Origin of the sequence: Aeromonas bivalvium, assembly GCF_000819765.1 — a bacterium.
Taxonomy (GTDB): Bacteria; Pseudomonadota; Gammaproteobacteria; order Enterobacterales; family Aeromonadaceae; genus Aeromonas; species Aeromonas bivalvium.
In genome coordinates this window covers 158,420-177,569 of sequence record NZ_CDBT01000054.1, presented here as the reverse complement: position 1 = coordinate 177,569, position 19,150 = coordinate 158,420, and the positions used below count along the sequence as shown (strand labels likewise).

Below are 19,150 nucleotides of genomic sequence, written 5' to 3'. Positions count from 1 at the left end.
GGAAGTGCAAGCAGAAAAGGGCCGCAGGATGTCTCGGGATGACACGCCGTCATCAGCTTTCCGGCACTCGCCGTCGCGGACAAGGAATGTAGCGTGATATGGAGAAACAACTATGACATTTGCAAGAAAATGGATGCCCGGGCTGGCACTGTCCATCGCGACGGCCCTGGGGGCCTCGGCCGCCATGGCGGCAGACAAGCCCAACATCCTGGTGATCTTCGGTGACGACGTTGGTCAGACCAACATCAGCGCCTATGGCAAGGGGGTCGTCGGCTATCAGACTCCCAACATCGACCGCATCGCCAAGGAAGGCATGATGTTCACCGACTATTACGCGGAGAACAGTTGCACGGCGGGACGCTCGACCTTCATCACGGGTCAGACCATATTGCGAACCGGTCTGTCCAAGGTGGGCATGCCCGGTGTACCGGTTGGGCTGCAGGCTCGTGATGTCACCATAGCCCAGGCGCTGAAATCCCACGGCTACGCCACCGGTCAGTTCGGCAAGAACCACCTGGGGGATCGTGACGAGTACCTGCCGACGGCCCATGGTTTCGATGAGTTCTTCGGCAACCTCTACCACCTGAACGCGGAAGAGGAGCCCGAACGTCCCTTCTGGCCCAAGGATGATGCCGAGTTCACCAAGGCCGCGACACCGCGCGGAGTCATTCACTCCACTGCGGATGGCAAGATCGAGGACACGGGTCCGCTCAACAGCAAACGCATGGAGACCATAGACGACGAGACCACCCAGGCCGCCATCAACTTCATGGAGAAGCAGGTCAAGGCCGACAAGCCCTTCTTCGTCTGGATGAACACCACCCGCATGCACGCCTTTACCCACGTGCGTGAATCCATGCAGGGCCAGAGCGGCATGCCGGGCAACGACTATGCCGACGGTATGCTCGAACACGATGGCCATGTGGGCAAGATCCTCAAGGCGGTGGACGACCTGAAGATCGCGGACAACACCATTGTGGTCTATTCCACCGACAACGGGCCCAATCAATGGTCCTGGCCGGATGCGGCCACCACGCCGTTCCGCAACGAGAAGAACTCCAACTGGGAAGGGGCCTACCGGGTACCTGCCATGGTGCGCTGGCCGGGCCACATCAAGCCGGATGTCATCTCTACCGAGATGTTCTCCGGTCTTGACTGGTTCCCGACCCTGCTGGCCGCTGTGGGTGACACCGACATCAAGGAGAGACTGCTCAAGGGCACCGATCTCGGTGGCAAGAACTTCAAGGTACACCTCGACGGTTACAACCAGCTCGACCTGCTGACCGGCAAGGCCGACAAGGGGGCTCGCAAGGAGTTCTATTACTTCAACGATGATGCCGAGCTGGTGGGCATGCGTTTCGACAACTGGAAGATCGTCTGGTGCGAACAGCGTGCGCCGGGTGGCCTGCAGGTCTGGAGCGAGCCCTTCACCTGCCTGCGCGTGCCCAAGCTGTTCAACCTGCGCATGGATCCGTACGAGCGGGCTGACATCGTCTCCGATCAGTACTATGACTGGCTGACCAAGAACGACTACCTGCTGTTCCAGGGCACCCAGAAGGCGGCGAAGTTCCTGCAGACCTTCGTGGACTACCCGCCCAGCCAGCGTCCTGCCAGCTTCAGCATCGACCAGATCCGGGCCGACGTGGACAAGAAAATAGAAGAAAAAATGAACCAAAAACAATAAGTATCGTGCCAGGTGCCCGCCCCGGCGGGCACCTTTTTCTCTCTTCTGCTCGTGCGGAATAGTCCCGCCCGATAAGGCTCATTCGATGTCCAAAGCCGCCCATTCCCCCGTTGCCAACCGCCGTGACAAGGTGGAAGTCTCCTCCCGTCAACGGGCCTCTTTGAAGATGCTGCTTCCCGCCGCTCTCTTGTTCGCCTCCGGCGGTGCGGCCTTGATTTACCAGGTGCTCTGGGTCAAACAACTTTCTTTGGTGGTGGGGGTGGAGGTCTATGCCGTCACCACCGGCATCAGTGCCTTTTTTGCCGGGCTTGCCCTCGGCGGTCTCTATTTCGGTCGCAGAGCCGACCGGCTACAGGATCCGGTGCGCCTCTACGCCTGGCTCGAGCTGGCCGTGGCACTGCTCGGCGTTGGAGCCACCTTGGCCCTCTCCCACGTGGCCGAGCCGTTCGCTCGTCTGGAGGCCAGTCTGGGCCTGCTCGCCTGGGTGCTGCCCTTCGTGCTGGTCGGCCTGCCCGCCGTGCTGATGGGGGGAACTCTGCCGGTCCTGGTGCGGGCCCTGACCCCTGCCAGTGACAGGGTGGCGAGCGCCGGGGGCAGCCTCTATGCGGCCAACACCGCAGGTGCCATTCTCGGCACCCTGCTGACCGCCTTCCTGCTGCTGCCCCAGCTCGGTGTCCATGGCAGCGCCTTCGCCGCCGCCACCCTGAATCTGCTGGCCGCCCTGGGGGCCTGGCTCTGGTGTCGCAAGGAGCGCACGCCCCTGGCCGTCGCCCCGCCCCAGGACAGTCCCTTCCCCCGGGCCAGAGTGGCCGTCGCCCTTTATTGCGTGGCCGGGGGCATAGCCCTGGGCTACGAGGTGGTCTGGAGCCAGTCCATAGTGCAGTTCATGAGCACCCGCACCTTTGCGTTCGCCGTGGTTCTGGCCACCTATCTCACCGGCCTGATGCTCGGCAGCGCACTCTATGCAAGACGCGCCGAGCGCATCCAGAACCCCTGGGGCCTGTTTGGTCTGCTGATCACCGCGGCCGGCCTGCTGGCGCTGTTGCAGGTGGCGGGCCTCGGGCGCTGGCTCGTGATGGCCCAATCCCAGATGGAGCTCTGGGCCCTGCAAGTGACCGGCAACGAGCTGGCCGGCATGTGTGCCCGCTTCCTCACCGTGGCCCTCTCCACCGTCTTCCTCCCCACCACACTGCTCGGCGCCGCCTTTCCACTGGCCCTGCGGCTGGCGGCCACCAGCTCGCAGATAGGGCGGGACGTGGGCACCCTGGTGGCCCTCAATACCCTGGGGGGCATCGCAGGGGTGGCCCTGACCGGCTTCCTGCTCATCCCGAGCCTTGGCCTGGTGCGCACCCTGGCACTCCTGGCCGTGCTGGCGGCCCTGCTTGGCTGCATTGCGACCTGGCAGAGCCCGGCGCCTCGCCGCTACCTGGCCGGGGCCACACTGGCCATGACGCTGATGACAATCCTCCTCGGCGCGCTCACGCCGCCGGAGCGGCTGGCCGAGCTGTTGCCCGGGGCCAGAAACGGGCACCTTGCCTATTACCATGAGGGCAAGGGGGGCACTGTGGCCGTCGTCACCCAGGGGCAGGGGGAGCGCCGCTTCCAGCGTCTCTACATTCAGGGGGTCTCGAACACAGGGGATGCCATGCCCTCGCTGCGCTACATGCGACTGCAAGCCTTGCTGCCGTTGCTGATCCACGGCCAGCAACCGGAATCGGCCCTGGTCATCGGGTTTGGCACCGGCATCACGGCCGGCGCCATGCTGCGCGACCCCGGACTGACCCGCCCCGTGGTGGCCGAGCTGCTGCCTGAGGTGCTCGAAGCCGCCCCCCTCTTCAAGGGCAACTACGATGCCGTCCATGATCCGCGCCTCGACATCAGGCTGCGGGACGGGCGACGGGAGCTGCTGCGCAGCGACGAGCAGTACGATCTCATCACCCTGGAGCCGCCCCCCCCCTCGGCGGCCGGGGTGGTGAACCTCTACTCCCGTGACTTCTATCAGCTGGCCGCCCGGCGCCTGCATCGGGGGGGCATGGTGGCCCAGTGGTTGCCGCTGCCCACCCAGAACAGCGAGGAGAGTCGCTCCCTGGTACGCAGCTTCGTGGAGGTCTTTCCTCACGCCACCCTGTGGACGACCGAGTTTCACGAGATGCTGTTGATAGGATCCCTCGACCCGCTGGCGCTGGATGTTCCCCGGATAAGGGCGCGCTTCGCCGAGCCCGGGGTGGCCGCGGCCCTGGCCGACGTCGGCATAGACACACCCGCCGCCCTGCTGGCCACCTGGGTCACGGACAGGGATGGCCTGCTGCGCTTTGCCGGTGACGCCCTGCCGGTCACCGATGACTGGCCGCGCATCGAATACGCCCCCTGGGTCAGGCGCAACGAGATCACCCGGGTGCTGCCCGAACTGCTGGCGCTGCGCTCACCGCCCCCGCTACAGCAGGCGGATGCGGCCTTCAAGGGAGAAGTCGAGCGCCAGTGGCAGTCGCTGGATCACTTCTACTCGGTGGCCTTCTATGCCTATCAGGGAGACAGGGGCGCCTGGGCGCGCGGGGTCGGCCAGATGACCCCAGAGGAGCGGGCCAACCCCTACTACCGCTGGTTTATCGGTCACTGACCCCCAAGCCAGTCCGTCGGGCTGGTGGCCTCAGCTGACAGGGCTGCGACCGACACGGTCACGATGAGCCGACCATGGCACCGCCCCGTGAAATGGCACCGCCCCGTGAAATGGCACGCCCCCCATGCAACACGGCGGCCGGCCTGGGCGGGAAAAGGCAGACAGCAAAAAGCCCAACCTGCAACAGGTTGGGCTTGGTATGTGGCGGAGAGACAGGGATTCGAACCCTGGGTGGCATTGCTGCCACAATTGATTTCGAGTCAATCCCGTTCGGCCACTCCGGCATCTCTCCGTGGCGGCTATTCTGACTCACTCCCGGCGCGAAGATCAATCTCAATCTCTTTGAAGATCAACCGACTGGATAGAAATACGCCATCCTGGGCGGCTCGCTGCGCCAGGGCCTCTTCCCTCGCCAGACGACAAGCTAGACCTGACTGGCTCCCAGCTCGGCCCGGGCAGGGGCGCCCCCTCCCTGCTTCGACTGCCGGACTGGCTTTCACGGCCCGATTGGTTGACAATTTCGCCCTCAATTTCCCCTCCCAGAGGGACCCGTTTCGACGACTTGGACTCATGATGCTCAACTTGCGTATTCTGCTGCCGCTCCTGACCGCCTGCTGGGCAGGCTCTGCCCTCGCCACCCGTTATCCCCTGCCCGAGGCCAACAGCCGCCTCATCGGCGCCCCCGAAGACTACATAGTGCAACAGGGGGATCACCTGGAATTGATCGGGGCACGCACCCAGACAGGTTTCCTCGCTCTGCTGGAGGCCAATCCCGGGGTCGACCCCTATCTGCCCAAGCCAGGCACCCGCCTGACCCTGCCGACCCAGATGCTGCTGCCGGACGTACCGCGGGAGGGGATCGTCATCAACCTGCCGGAGCTGCGGCTCTATTACTTCCCCAAGGGCAAGTCAGAGGTAGTGGTGCTGCCCATCGGCATAGGCGACATAGGCCGCGAAACCCCGGAAATGACCACCACAGTCATCGCCAAGAACCCGAATCCCACCTGGACCCCCGGCCCCATGGTGCGCAAGTCCTGGCTGGAGCAAAAGGGCATAGACCTGCCCGCCGTGGTGCCCCCGGGCCCGGACAATCCCCTTGGCAAATTCGCCATGCGATTGGGGTATGGCAACAAGGACTACCTCATCCACGGCACCAACAAGGCGTTCGGCGTGGGGTTGAGGGTCAGCGCCGGCTGCATCCGCCTGCGTCCCGATGACATCGAGTCCCTGTTTGCCATGGTGCCGCTCGGTACCCAGGTTCGCGTCATCAACCAGCCGGTCAAGGGCGCCATCGAGCCCGACGGCAGCCGCTGGCTGGAGGTGCACTCCCCCCTGTCTCGCACCGAACTCGAGCTGGAGCAAGGCGCCCCCCTGGTGCTGAGCCCGGCGGTCAAGGGCTTTATCGACGCCCCCGAGGTCGATGCGGGTCAGGCCAGCCTGGCGCTGGAACGCAAGATCGGCATGCCGCTGCTGGTGGGTGGCTGAGCCGCGCCATGATGAACTCTGTGACCCGGCTGCGGCCCCTGCTCATTCTCTGCCTCCTGCTGGGGGCCGGCCCGCTCCATGGCGCCGACATCCTCTGGATGCACAACGGCGATCGCCTGAGCGGCAAGGTCGAGGAGATGACCGACAAGATGGTGCGCATCAAGCTGCCCTATGGCCAGCCCCTCACCATAGAACGCAGCGCCATCATGCGCTGGCGGCTCGACAAGCCCTACAAGCCCAAGCCGACCGCCAAGGGGGGGATAGACTTCAGCCCCCTCGGGAATGCCGAGCGCACCTGGCACATGACGGGCAACGGCGACGTCAACATCAAGCTCAAGAGCAACACCAGCAGGAGCAATGACGTCAACCTCAAGGGCAATCTGGAGGTCGCCAACATGGATTGGCGTTACACCCTGGAGGGGGAATACAACTACGAAACCACGGACGGCAAGACCGACAACCATGACTACCAGCTCAAGCCCATCGTCGATGTTTTCTTCGATCAGAACTGGTTCTGGCGCAGCTCGCTGGATTACGAGTACGACCTGATCGACACCAACTACCTCTCTCTGGACCTTGGTTCTGGCCCGGGCTACCGCTTCTGGAACGACAAGAAGCGCCGCCTCGAACTCATCGCCCAGGGCGGGGTACGTCACGCCTATTGGAGTGATGACAACGACGCCATCATGGAACTGTTTGGCAAGCTGCACGCCTCCTACCCCTTCGCCAACCTCGGCTGGGACTATCGCCAACCTGTCTGGAACGAGCAGGTCGAACTGTTTAGCAAGGGCACCTATATCAAGTACCTGGATCAGGACACGCCGCTGTTTACCCTCAACCAGAGCGTCAACGGCAGCATCGGCATGCGCTACTACTTCAACGACAACGTGCGCCTCTCCTGGTCCAGCGAGCTCGACTGGGACGACGCCTGGTTCAATGGGCCCGATGGCCGGATTGGCATAGATGGCAAGGAGTGGCGGCAATACATCAGCCTGGGGGCCAGCTTCTAGGGGCGCCGCCCCTCATCCGGGCACCAACCATAAGCCGGATAGCGCCGAGCCGGGAAGCCAGTCGCGCGCCCTCGTGGCCGCCATCACCACCATCCCCCGACCTGGGGGATGGTCTTTTCATGCCATACCCTCGCCCGCCAGCCCCACCACCATCCATGGGTTTTGCCGTTGGGTCGCCTCCCCATGGTGGCTGAACATGCCAGTCACATGGCGATGGATGGCCTGAGCAGGGCGATACTCTCCCGTCACCAGAATGAGACAGACCCCGCAAGACGGGGTCTGTGGCTGGAGGATGACGCTCATCGTCAGCGGCGCACGGCCTGGTCCAAGGCGTCGGGCTGACCCAGGGGCAGGAAGAACATCAGGTAGCGCAGCGCCACATATCCCACCACCAGGGTGGCCACCCCCAGCTCCAGATAGGCCAGTTGATGGAGCTGCTCGCCATAGCGGGCCGCCTCTGGCCACTGCGACAGCAGCTGGCTCACCTTGAACAGGGCGGTGGCGCCGATCACCAGGGGGAAGGTGAAGGCGGCATAACCCGGCGAGAACGGCAGGCGCAGCAGCTTGATGAAGGCCAGGTAGATGATGCCGGTCATCAGCACGGCGATCCCCAGCAGCACCGCCACCAGCAGCAGGGAGGGATCCTGGCTCACGGTGAGGTAGCCAGCCAGTGACAGGCTGGCCGGGGCCGCCAGGATGGCGATGGTGGGCTTGGCGGCATCCGGCACCTCGTGACTGAAGATGAGGCGATAGAGCATCAGCGGCAGCATCAGGCCGTAGCAGGCCATGCCGAACCAGAGCAGGCCATTGGCCAGGGCCGCGAAGGGGCCGCCCGGATAGGCGACGTCCGCCACTATGATCCCCACCGGTGGCACGAACCAGCTCGGCACCATGTGGTGAATTTCAAACGCCTTGGCCCTGTGCCAGACGAAGGTGGCGAGGAACACCAGGTGAATGGCCACCGCAAACAGCCAGAGCCCCTGCCCCAGGGTCGGGAGCAGCAGCCCCACCGCCTTGGAGACCACCATGGTCCCCATGGCATAGGTGGGCACCACGCTGCCCACCACGGGGTGGGCGAGATCCTGCCACAGCAGACGCGGGTGCAGCAGGAACTTGAAGGTGAGAACGAGGAGCAGCACGGCGGCGATGGCGGCCCCCAGCAGTTGCAGGCGGCCATCGAACTGACCGGCATTTTCCCAACACCAGCCGAGGCTGGCGATCCCGAGTGCCAGACCGGCCATGGGAGTCGGGGCGGCGGCCAGGGAGCGACGGGTGCGTGCGATCATGACGGGTACCCTCTTGTTGATGACGATGTGTATAGGATAAAGAGGGTCTATCGTTTACGATATCTAAATGAATTGAACTAAGCGTTTAGGGAAATCAAACGACATGAAGCTGACCCTGCAACAACTCAAGGTGTTCGCCACCATAGCCCGCCACGGCAACCTGGGGGGCGCGGCGAGCGAGCTCTGCCTCAGCAAGGGGGCCGTCTCCCAGTCGTTGCAGGAGCTGGAGCGCCAGCTCGCCACCCCGCTGTTCGATCGGGTGCATCCCAGGCTCCAGCTCAACGGCGAGGGACGCCTGCTGCAACCGGCCGCCGAGGAGCTGCTGACCCGGATGCAGGAGATAGAGCAGCTGTTTCGCCCTGACGCCGAGCCGAGCGGCCAGCTGCGCCTGGGGGCCAGCCAGACCATAGGCAACTACCTGTTGCCCACCCTGCTGGCGGGGAGTGCCCAGGCCCTGGGCGCCGCCCCCAGGGTCACCATCGCCAACACCCATCTCTTGTGCCATGCCCTGGCCCACTTCGAGCTGGATCTGGCCCTCATCGAGGGGGAGAACCACCACCCGGATCTGGTGAGCGAGCCCTGGCTCGAAGACGAAATGCTGATCATCGCCCCCCCCCACCACCCCCTGGCGGGGCAGCGGGAGTTGCCCCTTTCCCTGCTCGCCGATGAGACCTGGGTGCTGCGCGAGGCGCAGTCAGGCAGCCGAGAGCAGTTCGAGCAGCAGCTCCAGCCCCACCTGCCGCGCTGGCAGGCGGGACTCGAACTCAACACCCTGGAGGCGGTGATGCTGGCGGTGGAGAAGGAGCTCGGCATCTCCTTTATCTCCCGCCTCGCGGTCTCCGATCGGCTGCACAGCGGCCGTCTGGTGGCACTCACCCCGAGCCAGAGCTTCCCCCGCCAGCTCTTTCTCGCCTGGCACAAGCAGAAGTTCCACTCCGCCGCCCTGCGCCGCTTCCTCACCTTCTGCCGCGCCCAGTCCCTGCCAGCCCCCTGAACCGGGCAAACCGGGGCAGCATCGACCTGCTCGGCGACAGCCCCCAGGCAGAGGTGATCGCGCATATCTGCGCCATCAACAAACCACATCCCGCTTGCCTGTCAGTGCGCGCCGTGTCTCGCCGTCACCGAAAGCTTGAAAGGGGGTAGCCAACGTCTGATTTGACAAACAACTCCCCCTCTTTTGCGCACATGGCCCTATAGTGTCTTGAGTCCCACTACCCCAAGGTGTCCCATGACCGCACCCCGCCCCCCCAGATGTACCCTGTCATTGCCCATTTTCATTCCCGGCCTGCTGTTCATCCTGGCGCTGCTGGCCGTCTGTTCCCTGGCGCCGGAGGCGGCCGCCCGCTTCTTCGGCGACGGCCAGAGCTGGATAGCCCAGCACTTCAGCTGGTTCTATGTGCTGGTGGTCGGCATGTTCCTGATCCTGCTGCTGGTGCTGGCCTTCAGCAGTTACGGCAACATACGGCTCGGACCGGACGACGCGCGCCCCGAGTTCAGCTTCACCTCCTGGCTCGCCATGCTGTTTGCCGCCGGCATGGGGATAGGGCTCATGTACTTCGGGGTGGGCGAGCCCATGACCCACTTCGTCTCTCCGCCCCAGGCGACGCCCCTGACCCCGGTTGCCGCCCGCGAGGCCATGGTCACCACCTTCTTCCACTGGGGCTTTCACGCCTGGGCCATCTACGCCATCGTCGGCCTGGTGCTGGCCTATTTCGGCTTTCGCTACAATCTGCCCCTGACCATACGCTCGGGCCTCTACCCCATCTTCAAGGAGAAGATCCACGGGCCGCTCGGCCACGCCGTGGACGTGTTCGCCCTGGTGGGCACCATCTTCGGCATCGCCACCACCCTCGGTTACGGGGTCTTGCAACTGTCGGCGGGGATCACCCGGCTCACCGGCATGGACACCTCGGGGGAGCTGTTTCGCTTCGGCCTCATCGGCGTCGTCATCGCCCTCGCCGGCATCTCTGCGGTCACCGGCCTCGACAAGGGGGTCAAACGCCTCTCAGAGCTCAACCTCTTCCTCGCCATCGTGCTGCTGCTGTTCGTGCTGGTGGCCGGCCCCACCCAGTACCTGCTGGGGGCCCTGTCCGAGAACATTGGCAACTATGTCTCCTCTTTAAGCCAGCTCACCTTCCGCACCTTCACCTACAGCGAGACCCGCCAGGCGGGCTGGTTTGGCAACTGGACCCTGCTCTACTGGGCCTGGTGGATCTCCTGGTCCCCCTTCGTCGGCCTCTTCATCGCCCGCATCTCCCGCGGGCGCACCCTGCGCGAGTTCATCCTCGGCGTCCTGTTCGTGCCCACCGCCTTCAACCTGCTGTGGATGACGGTGTTCGGCAACGCCGCCATCTGGGCCAGCCAGCAGGCGGGGGGTCAGACCCTCATCGACTCGGTCGGCAACATAGACACCCTGCTGTTCAACTTCTTTGACCTCTTGCCGGGGGCCGACATCACCTCGGCGCTGGCGGTGATCCTCATCAGCGTCTTCTTCGTCACCTCCGCCGACTCGGGGGCCTTCGTCATCGACAACATCGCCACCCAGGGCAAGGCGCACTCCCCCATCTGGCAGCGTCTGTTCTGGGCCCTGCTGCTCGGGGTCACCGCCGGCACCCTGATGAGCACCGGGGGCCTGGCGGCGCTGCAATCCATGACCCTCATCGCCGCCCTGCCGTTCGCCCTCATCATGGTGCTGCTCTGTCTCGGTCTGGTGCGCGGCCTCATCGCGGACAAGGAGCACTCGGCCAGGCGCCTCTCCCCCGCCACCGATTTCTGGAACGGCAAGCAGTGGCGCACCCGCATGGATCACCTGCTGCGCCCCTCCACCGAAGAGGAGGCCAGCAACTTCCTGCGCGACATAGCACTGCCCGCCCTCACCGCCCTGTGCCGGGAGTTCGAGACCCGTGGCCTCGCCAGCCGGGTCGAGCAGGATGCGCAGCAGTGCCACCTGCTGGTGCCCCAGGAGGGACGGCGCGACTTCTGCTACGGGGTACGCATCGAGGCCCGCCCCGCTCCCGCCTTCAACCCCCTGGAGGCGACCCACAACCATGATCCCGAGGCCCGCATCTTTGAGCCCATCACCTTCTTCGCCGATGGCCGCGCCGGGTATGACGTTCAGTACCTGACCCGGGACGAACTGAGCGCCGATGTGCTGCGCCAGTACGAACGCTATCTGATGCTGAGTCAGGATCAGGGGCAGGATCTGCTGAGCGGCGCCCCCGAGCATACCCCGCCCGAAACCGGGGCCTGATGGCCCGCTGACGCTGGCGGGCAAACAGGCAACACCTTGAGCCCGCCAGATTCGCCAAACAGGCGCCCAACCCGAGCAATAAAAATCCCCCATGATGGGGGATTTTTATTGGCAGTCATTTGGCCAGTTGCATCGCCCCACAGGACAGCCCACGGCAAAGCAGCCGACACCTTTACCCGACAGCTACCAACGGCCGAGATAGCAGACCGCCATTCACCACGACCGGCTCCCAAATCAGCGTGGCCTTACTCGACATACAATCTGGGACATCCACCTTTGTGAGCCAGCCATTACTCGGCTGGCTCATGTTTTATCCCCCTCCAACCAATACTCCCGCCCAATCCCCACCCCGGCCACAAACTCGGGATCGTGGGAGACAAGCAGCAATGTGCCCGGATAATCGGCCAGCACCTGAGTGAGCAGCTGGCGAGAGGCGTTATCCAGGTGACTATCCGGCTCATCGAGGAGCAGCAGCTCAGGTTGCTGTGCCAATACCATCAAGAGGCCCAGCTTCAGCCGCTCACCACCGCTCAACTGGTGTGTCGGTTGCAGGGCGCGCTCCCCGCGAAGGGCTATGCCCGCCAGTCGTGTTCTCGCATCGCTTTCCGCCAGCCCAGGCGCCACTGCCAACAAGTTGGCAAGGGGGCTGAGATCCCGCGCAATCAGGCTCAAGCCCTGATCCAGACAAGCCAGGGGGCCAGTTAGCCTGAAAGCACCCGACTCGGGGGCCAGCTCCCCGCGCAGCATCTTGAGCAGACTGGATTTGCCGGCGCCATTTTTACCAACGAGCAGACAGCGATCCCCCCGCTGCAGCACCAGGCTAACCCGCTGATGATGCCAGCGAGGATGGCTGGCAGCCATTATCACCAGGGGCTGGGCACTGCCCTGTTTGCCAGGATCGCCCCTCCCCTGCCACTGCAACCGCAAGGGCTGTACCGCCGCCAATGCGGCAGCCGCATCCTCCTTAAGCCCCAGTTGCTGCTGATGACCGCGCTCATGGCGATCCTGCGCCTTGCCGAGGGATTTCCCCGCCTGATCCGCTTTGAAATCGAGCAGGATCCTGGCCTGAGAGCCGCGATCCCGGCGGCCCTGACTGGCGCGCTGCGCAGCTTGTTCGCGCACCCTCTGCAGCGCCAGGGCGGCCGCCTTCTCATTGCGTACAGCCTGGGCCAGCCGGGCGGTGCGGGCAGCCTGTTCCTGAGCCTGCTGTTGCAAGAAGGCCTGAAACGAGAGCTGGGCGCTTTGCAGCCCCTGCTCGCTTAACTCAAGCAGTTGCTTGGCTTGATTGAGCAAGCGCCGGTCGTGGCTTACCAGCAGGTAGCCGCCGCTATGGTTGGCCAGTCGCCGCGCCAGCCACGCTATCCCCTCGCCATCGAGATGATTGTCCGGCTCATCCAGCAACAGGAAGTGTTCGGGCTCGGCAAAGAGTGCCAGCAGCCTTAGTCGGGTGAGCTGGCCGCCGCTCAACTGATTGAGAGGCTGCTTGGCATCGACCCTGAGCCCCGCCTCGGCCAAGAGGGCGGCGAGATCGTCTCGCAATGTCCAGCGATCGGCCAGCAAGTCGAAGTCCCGGCTGTCGATACTGCCCTGCTCGATGCGCCCAAGCGCCCCCAGAGCCTCCCCCCAACCAATGAAGTCAGCCACAGAGCTATCGCTCGCGGGGACAAACTGGGGTAGCCAGGCGACGGGCTGGGTCCACTCTATCTTGCCCGCAGCTGGGGCACGCTGGCCTGCCAGCAGTTCCAGCAGCAGACTCTTGCCTATGCCGTTACGACCTATCAGGGCGCAGGGTGCCCGTGGCAAGGAAAACGTGAGGGGTGCAATGCCTGGCAGATAAGGCAGTTGCAACTGTTTGATATGACATGAGAGTTGGGTCATCTGAACTCCTGAGGCCGATGCTGGAGCAACGAGCCGAGAGTGAAGCCAAATGACAGGGACGCAGCGCCTGCAAACAAGAAATGCAATGATGGATCAACATCAACCTGTCACGGTAAAGACGCACCCGGCCTCAATGAAGAGGGGCAGAAAACTGGAGGGTGCGGACAGGTTAAATGCGCATCGGAGGAAGTACTCTTGGGATCAGAAGAGCGGTAACGGTAACCAAATGCCCCAACAAGATCAACCCGTGCGCCACGGCGACTCGCCTGGAGAGCGAGCCGGATCCCCCGATCCAAGGGCTAGCTATGGGCGCGAGCGGACCAAGGATCCAGCCAGCTGTGGCGACGAAAAGGTGGGTGTCCAAATTAACCAATTAACCTTCTCCAAATTAACCTTCGGTTTTGGATAATTTGTTGCGTGGCGTAGAACAAAGCCCCACAAGAAGGAAGTAAGCCTTGGCAAGCATCACCCTGTTTGACACTATGATTTACCCCATAGAATCAAGATCCTGCTTGGTAATGGATATTATACCAGTGCAAAGAGATGAGATAAGCGCATGATAAAGATTGATCTGTTGCAGAACCACCCAGACGCTATCCCTGAGCTGGCAAATATCTGGTATGAGGTGCTGGGCAAGATGTGGTCGCCCGAAGTGCCCGTTGAACGCGTCATCACAAAACTGGCCGAACATCTCAATGATCGGGCATTACCTATTACCTTTGTGGCCTTTGATGGTGAAAGAGCGGTTGGCATGTCCTCGTTGCGAGAAAACGATGGTATTCGCCACAAATTGACCCCCTGGCTTGGCTCACTGGTTGTGGCTCCCGAATATCAGAAGCAGGGGATCGGCAAAATGCTGGTTGATGTCGCTCTTCTGAAAGCCAAAGAGCTTGGCTTTGAAAAACTCTACCTGTTTGCGTTTGACCCCACCATTCCCGACTATTACTCACGGCTGGGGTGGCACAAGATCGGCATGGATGAGTTTAAATCGAGCCCTGTTACTGTGATGGAGATAGATGTATAAGTCGCAAATCGTCATGATTGCCGACCATCAGTATAAAAACAGTGCCGCATAGCCCAACCAGCAAAGCAGCCAGCAGTGAAGAGGCAACGCCCCCTTGCCAGATACGGAAAACAAGAATCCCCCGACATTGGGGGATTCTAAACATCTAGGACACCCACCTTTCTGAGCCAGCCATTACTCGGCTGGCTAATTCTCTCATCACACACATTTCCCCCAAGAGCCCGCTAGAGATTGGGTAAGCAAGCGATTTTTACCTGGTGGCCGCGCGTTCAGACGTGGTAATGCCTGACACCAAACCAATGCCAAGGGAGGTAAACGGGATCTTGAAAAATCTGGGACACCCACCTTTCTGTGTCAGCCATTACTCGGCTGGCTAACTCTCTCATCACACACATTTCCCCCAAGAACCCGCTAGAGATTGGGTAAGCAAGCAATTTTTACCTGGCGGGCCGCGTGTTCAGACGTGGTAATACCTGACACCACACAAATGCCAAGGGGGGGAAAACGGGATCTAACGGATTAGCAAGGTGGCTGATGGCATCGTCGCTGGCCGCAGTGCCAGGCAAACTGCTGGCAGTGGTCTTTGTCACCCACCACTCTGATGCCCTGGCGCCTGAACAGTGTCACTTGTTTCAACCAACGGGCACCATCAAGGCCCAATCGAGCCAGAATGGGAGCCAGGTGAGTGGGAATATAACCCCGCTTGTCAGCTCTTATCGCGCGACCTGTCCAATCCACCAGCATTAGATAATCGGTAAAGGCATAAGGCAGGCCCTCCGGTTGGGCTTGGCTTGCGAATGGCAGCAACAAAGGTGGCAATAGCGCGTCTGGTTGCTCTCCCTCAAAGCGTTGCTTGATGCTGGTGTAATCGCTCTCCTCAGGTCGGTCCGCCAATGCCGCCCGTATCGGGTTGAGATCAACGTAGGCCATGCAGGCCAGCAGGGCTGATTCGGTGAGCAGGGCCTGACTCTTGAAGCGCCCTTCCCAAAAATGACCCTTGCAGCCATCTTCCCTATTGGCCTGGGGAAATCTGGGACACCCACCTTTCTGAGCTAAAAATCTGGGACACCAACCTTTCTGTGCCAGCCATTACTCGGCTGGCTAGCTCTCTCATCACACACATTTCCTCCAAGCAGGAAATCTGGGACACCCACCTTTCTGTGTCAGCCATTACTCGGCTGGCTAACTCTCTCATCACACACATTTCCCCCAAGGATAAAAATCTAGGACACCCACCTTTATGAGCCAGCCATTACTCGGCTGGCTAACTCTCTCATTACACACATTTCCCCCAAGAACCCGCTAGAGATCGGACAAGCAAGCGATTTTTACCTGGCGGGCCGCGTGTTCAGACATGACAATGCCTGACACCACACAAATGCCAAGGGGGGGTAAAACGGGATCTAACGGATTAACAAGGTGGCTGATGGCATCGTCGCTGGCCGCAGTGCCAGGCAAACTGCTGGCAGTGGTCTTTGTCACCCACCACTCTGATGCCCTGGCGCCTGAACAGTGTCACTTGTTTCAACCAACGGGTACCATCAAGGCCCAATCGCGCCAGAATAGGAGCCAGGTGAGCAGGTATATAACCCCGCTTGTCAGCTCTTATCGCGCGACCTGTCCAATCCACCAGCATTAGATAATCGGTAAAGGCATAAGGCAGGCCCTCCGCTTGGGCTTGGCTTGCGAATGGCAGCAACAAAGGTGGCAATGGCGCGTCTGGTTGCTCTCCCTCAAAGCGTTGCTTGATGCTGGTGTAATCGCTCTCCTCAGGTCGGTCCGCCAATGCCGCCCGTATCGGATTGAGATCAACGTAGGCCATGCAGGCCAGCAGGGCTGATTCGGTGAGCAGGGCCTGACTCTTGAAGCGCCCTTCCCAAAAATGACCCTTGCAGCCATCTTCTCGATTGGCCTGCCGCGCCAGGTTTTCATTGAGCAGCCGTACAAACCAGCTGATGGAATGCAGCCGCTCCCGCCACTGCCCTATCAGTTGTTGCACCACAGTCCGTTCGGGCTCAATCAGGGATTCCCCCTGATACCAGCGTCGCACCAATAGCGGCCACTGGAACAATGCCGCCCAGCGCTCGGCCACTTCCCGCTCACTCCAACTAGCTGCGGTGTCGGGCTCCACCTTGAGCACCAGGTGATAGTGGTTGCTCATCACCGCATAAGCGCAAATGCCGATGGCAAACAGTCGCGACAGTTGGCCCAGCTTGTCGACCACCCATTGGCGACGATGCTCGTAGCTCTGGCCAGAGTGGGCATCTTCCCCGCACAGAAAAGCCCGCCGCACGCAGCGACTGACCACATGGTAGTAAGGCGTATCCTGCAAACTGATTTGACGTGAACGCGCAATGGTCATGGCTCACCCCCTGATCTGTAACCTCTCAAGCCAAGTACACGACTAACCCACTGTCAAAAAGGTGGGTGTCCCGATTTAAAAAGACGGTACCGCCATCAGGCTGCGTGCGGGGTGAGCAAGTCATGGCTGCGCAAGTGCTGATACCCCCAGAAAGCCATCAGCAGCACTAGGGCACCGGCACATAGAGCAACGAAGAAACCGGCCCGGACGCCCCCTTCATCCACGACCTGACCAGATACCGCCGCCCCCAGGGCAACCCCGACGTTCAGGCCGGCCAGCAGCCAGGTCATGCCCTCGGTCAACCGATGCTCAGGGACCAGACGTTCGACCAGGGACATCGCCACTATCATGGTGGGGGCAAAAAACAGTCCGGCGATCAGCACGGCAACCGCCAACGCGGGAATGCTGTCCACCAGCAGCAGCGGCAGCGTGGTGATGGACGTCGCCAACCCGCCCAACAGCAGCAGGCGATGCAACGGGGTTTGCAGCTTGAGTGCCCCAAACAGCAGCCCCGCCAGACAAGAGCCTATGGCATAGGCCGACAGCACCAGACTGGCCGCCGCCGGTTGACCCCGTTGCTCTGCAAAGGCCACGCTGACGATGTCCACTGTGCCGACGATGACCCCCATCGCCATCATCAGCAACACCAGCAAGCGCACACTCACCAGCCGGATCACTGTGCCCGAATCTTCGGTGGTGGCGCCTTGCACCTCGATCGGCGGCTCGGTTTCGCGCTGCACGACCAGGGCGGAGACCCCCAGCATCAACAGCAGCGCCGCCACCAGCGGGCCAGCCTGAGGGAACAAGATCACGCAAAGCCCCACCGACAATGGTGGCCCGGCGATGAAGGTGACTTCATCGAGCACGGTTTCCAGCGCATAGGCGGTCTGCAAGCTCGGCTGTCCCCGGTAGATGGCCGTCCAGCGTGCCCGTATCATGGCCGACATGCTTGGCATGAAGCCGGCAAGCAAAGCGCCGCTGAACAGGGTCCAGTCAGGGGCTTGCCACCATGCACTGGCAAGCAGGAGCAACAAGCCGATGACGCTGATGGCAGTGGTCACAGGCAGCACCCGACCCTGCCCAAGCCTGTCCACCAGCCGTGAAATCTGCGGCGATAACAGGGCATAAGTCAGCACAAACGCCGCCGACACGGCACCCGCCAAGGCATAGCTGCCACGCAGTTGCGCCAGCATGGTGATGATGCCGATGCCTGTCATGGGCAATGGCAGCCGGGCCAGCAAGCCCGCCAGGGCAAAGCCCTTGCTGCCGGGGGCGGTAAAAAGGGTGCGATAAGGGTTGGTCATCTCGATTTCTCCATAGGGTTCTGCTTGTCACGGCATCGCTGTGCCGTGACAATACATACATTGCGTATGAATAAAAACATACATACGCACTGAATGTAAATAAAGATACGCATCGTATGTAAGGAGAAGACTATGGCTCGTCGCACCCGCGCCGACATGGAAGCAACCCGAGCCACCTTGCTGGCGACGGCCCGCAAGGTGTTCAGCGAACATGGCTATGCCAGCACTTCGATGGACGATCTCACCGCACAGGCCAATCTCACCCGAGGTGCGCTCTATCATCATTTCGGCGACAAGAAAGGACTGCTGGCGGCGGTCGTTGTGCAGATCGATGCCGAGATGGATGCCCGCCTGCAGTCCATCTCAGATAGCGCCGAGGATCCCTGGGACGGCTTCTGCGCACGCTGCCGAGCCTATCTGGAAATGGCACTGGAGCCCGAGATCCAGCGCATAGTGCTGCGTGATGCCAAAGCGGTGCTGGGGGGGACCACACCGGAAGCGCAGCGCCACTGTATCGCCTCGATGCAGCAGCTAATCCACCGATTGATCCAGCAAGATGTGGTGGTCGAAGCCGACCCTGAGGCGCTGGCATCGCTGATCTACGGCAGTCTGGAGGAAGCGGCGTGCTGGATTGCCGAAAGTGAAGAAGGCAGTGCGCGCCTGGCTCGAAGCGTGGCAGCCCTGGAGTTGCTGCTACGCGGGTTGCGAGTGAGGTAGGGATCTGGGACACACAGCTTTGTCAGTGTCAAAAATGTGGGTGTCCCAACTTCCCCCTAATCGTTTGCAGGCCGATCGCCGGACTGCTGCGCCGCCAGCAGCGTGGTGCCGTAGGAGTTGTCAATGGTGCAGCGCCACTGCCCATCCGCCTCCTTGCGAAACACATCGGTGGCGCGGCGAGTCTCGTCCACCAGGCCGCCTTGCCCGTCCGGGTAGCGCAGCCGGGTTTCCATGATCACCAGGGCGTTGTCGGCCCCCTCGATCACCTCCATGGCCCCCTGGGTCACCTCAAGCTGGCCGTCAAAATAATCGGAAATGGCGGTGAAGGCGCGGCGGATGGCGGGAATGCCGCGCGCCACCATGCCGGGTTTGACCACCAGGGCGGCGTCCTCGGCATAGAAGGCCATCAGGGCGTCGAAGTCGCGCCGGGAGATGGCGGCGTCGCAGGTCTCGACAAGGTGCGAAGGGGGTGCTGGCTCATGCCGTGCTCCTTGTTTCAGGGGGATCATCCAGAGCGGGTTTCCCGCCTTATG

The 19,150-nt window shown here is 62.2% G+C and carries 12 protein-coding genes, 1 tRNA gene and 1 pseudogene; 8 read left to right on the top strand and 6 right to left on the bottom strand.

The annotated features are described in order from the left end of the window. The first annotated feature begins 112 nt into the window (after positions 1-112). Together BN1119_RS15625 and BN1119_RS15620 are read left to right on the top strand one after the other, a co-directional pair. Entirely contained in the window at positions 113-1,684 is a 1,572-nt protein-coding gene (locus BN1119_RS15625) for an arylsulfatase (protein WP_042000018.1), read from the top strand. An 85-nt stretch (positions 1,685-1,769) separates the two neighbouring features. Continuing rightward, positions 1,770-4,301: a fused MFS/spermidine synthase gene (locus BN1119_RS15620; RefSeq protein WP_042000015.1), complete on the top strand. Its 2,532-nt coding sequence runs from the start codon at positions 1,770-1,772 to the stop codon at positions 4,299-4,301. A 202-nt stretch (positions 4,302-4,503) separates the two neighbouring features. On the opposite strand, the gene BN1119_RS15615 is transcribed toward BN1119_RS15620, so the two are convergent. Beyond that, positions 4,504-4,593: transfer RNA gene (locus BN1119_RS15615), tRNA-Ser, on the bottom strand. A 281-nt stretch (positions 4,594-4,874) separates the two neighbouring features. Between BN1119_RS15615 and BN1119_RS15610 the strand changes: the two genes are divergently transcribed. Together BN1119_RS15610 and BN1119_RS15605 are read left to right on the top strand one after the other, a co-directional pair. Beyond that, positions 4,875-5,786 carry a L,D-transpeptidase family protein gene (locus tag BN1119_RS15610; protein WP_042000117.1) on the top strand — a complete coding sequence of 304 codons (912 nt, stop codon included), beginning with the start codon at positions 4,875-4,877 and terminating at the stop codon, positions 5,784-5,786. An 8-nt stretch (positions 5,787-5,794) separates the two neighbouring features. Then, a complete protein-coding gene (locus tag BN1119_RS15605; protein ID WP_111875002.1) occupies positions 5,795-6,796 on the top strand; it encodes a DUF481 domain-containing protein in 1,002 nt (333 codons plus the stop codon). A gap of 305 nt (positions 6,797-7,101) precedes the next feature. Here the strand turns inward: BN1119_RS15605 and BN1119_RS15600 are convergent, their stop codons facing one another. Next, positions 7,102-8,082, bottom strand: a complete 981-nt coding sequence (locus tag BN1119_RS15600; protein ID WP_042000012.1) for a TDT family transporter — start codon at positions 8,080-8,082, stop codon at positions 7,102-7,104. Positions 8,083-8,185: 103 nt separating this feature from the next. On the opposite strand from BN1119_RS15600, the gene BN1119_RS15595 reads away from it, so the two are divergent. Together BN1119_RS15595 and BN1119_RS15590 are read left to right on the top strand one after the other, a co-directional pair. After that, positions 8,186-9,076 (top strand): LysR substrate-binding domain-containing protein, encoded by an 891-nt coding sequence (locus tag BN1119_RS15595; protein ID WP_042000009.1) that lies wholly within the window; start codon positions 8,186-8,188, stop codon positions 9,074-9,076. A 234-nt stretch (positions 9,077-9,310) separates the two neighbouring features. Further along, on the top strand, positions 9,311-11,332 hold the full coding sequence (locus tag BN1119_RS15590) for a BCCT family transporter (RefSeq protein ID WP_042000006.1): 2,022 nt from the start codon (positions 9,311-9,313) through the stop codon (positions 11,330-11,332). 303 nt (positions 11,333-11,635) lie between these two features. On the opposite strand, the gene BN1119_RS15585 is transcribed toward BN1119_RS15590, so the two are convergent. Continuing rightward, on the bottom strand, positions 11,636-13,210 hold the full coding sequence (locus BN1119_RS15585) for an ATP-binding cassette domain-containing protein (RefSeq protein WP_042000004.1): 1,575 nt from the start codon (positions 13,208-13,210) through the stop codon (positions 11,636-11,638). Positions 13,211-13,766: 556 nt separating this feature from the next. Between BN1119_RS15585 and BN1119_RS15580 the strand changes: the two genes are divergently transcribed. Next, positions 13,767-14,234, top strand: coding sequence for a GNAT family N-acetyltransferase (locus BN1119_RS15580; RefSeq protein WP_042000001.1), 468 nt, complete (start codon positions 13,767-13,769; stop codon positions 14,232-14,234). A 1,411-nt stretch (positions 14,235-15,645) separates the two neighbouring features. Here the strand turns inward: BN1119_RS15580 and BN1119_RS15570 are convergent. Both BN1119_RS15570 and BN1119_RS15565 read right to left on the bottom strand, forming a co-directional pair. Then, positions 15,646-16,596, bottom strand: coding sequence for a transposase (locus tag BN1119_RS15570; protein ID WP_041999998.1), 951 nt, complete (start codon positions 16,594-16,596; stop codon positions 15,646-15,648). A 95-nt stretch (positions 16,597-16,691) separates the two neighbouring features. Continuing rightward, positions 16,692-17,900 (bottom strand): MFS transporter, encoded by a 1,209-nt coding sequence (locus BN1119_RS15565; protein ID WP_041999995.1) that lies wholly within the window; start codon positions 17,898-17,900, stop codon positions 16,692-16,694. 132 nt (positions 17,901-18,032) lie between these two features. Here BN1119_RS15565 and BN1119_RS15560 point away from each other — a divergent pair, with 132 nt between their 5' ends. Next, on the top strand, positions 18,033-18,617 hold the full coding sequence (locus BN1119_RS15560; RefSeq protein ID WP_041999992.1) for a TetR/AcrR family transcriptional regulator: 585 nt from the start codon (positions 18,033-18,035) through the stop codon (positions 18,615-18,617). A gap of 56 nt (positions 18,618-18,673) precedes the next feature. Here BN1119_RS15560 and BN1119_RS15555 read toward each other — a convergent pair. Next, a pseudogene (locus BN1119_RS15555) lies at positions 18,674-19,098 on the bottom strand (YybH family protein). Positions 19,099-19,150 lie beyond the last annotated feature (52 nt).